General features: G+C 71.2%; 1 protein-coding gene. It reads right to left on the bottom strand.

Annotated elements, in window-relative coordinates:
- Positions 1-35: 35 nt before the first annotated feature.
- Positions 36-416: a DUF6763 family protein gene (locus G7A99_RS23595; protein ID WP_163144492.1), complete on the bottom strand. Its 381-nt coding sequence runs from the start codon at positions 414-416 to the stop codon at positions 36-38.
- Positions 417-626 lie beyond the last annotated feature (210 nt).

Genomic DNA, 626 nt, shown 5'->3' on the forward strand with positions numbered 1-626 from the left:
GGCCCGCGTCACGGTACCTCCGCCGATGCACCCGCTCAGCGGGACCCGTCGTCCGGCGGGCCTGCGTCCTCGTCGTCCTGCGTACCGCGGGCCTCCGGGTCGTGCGCCCACGGCTCGCAGGGCTGGCGGAACGAGGCGACGCCGGACTCCCGCGCGTCCCGGTCGGCGAGCGCGTCGGAGTCGGTGCCGGTGTCGTCGTCCGACTCGTCCACCGGCCCGCTCCAGTCCTCCGGGGGCTCCCCGAGCTCGATGTCCATCGCCGGCCAGCCGTCGCCGTCCACGGTCTCCAGGTCGCCGTCGTAGTGCTGGATCTCCACGGTGCCATCGGCCTCCACGGCGACGACCACGAACGCCTGGCCCTTATCGTGGTGCCAGTACCACTGCCCCACCACCGGCTCGAGCTCGTTGTCCATCATCGCTCCCTCCCGGACGGGATCGTCCCGCCATTATGGCGAGCACCGCCGCAACATCACCCGTCCCGGCGGTGCCCGCCCGACCGGCGGTCAGGATGTCGATCACGGACCACTCGGATTCGGGATCGGGACACCGCCCCCGACCGGGCCGTTCCAGCATGAACGCCATGGTCTCGAGACATGGCAGACCGCGCTTACCACGAACATACTGGT

It is taken from the genome of Arhodomonas sp. KWT (genome assembly GCF_010993615.1).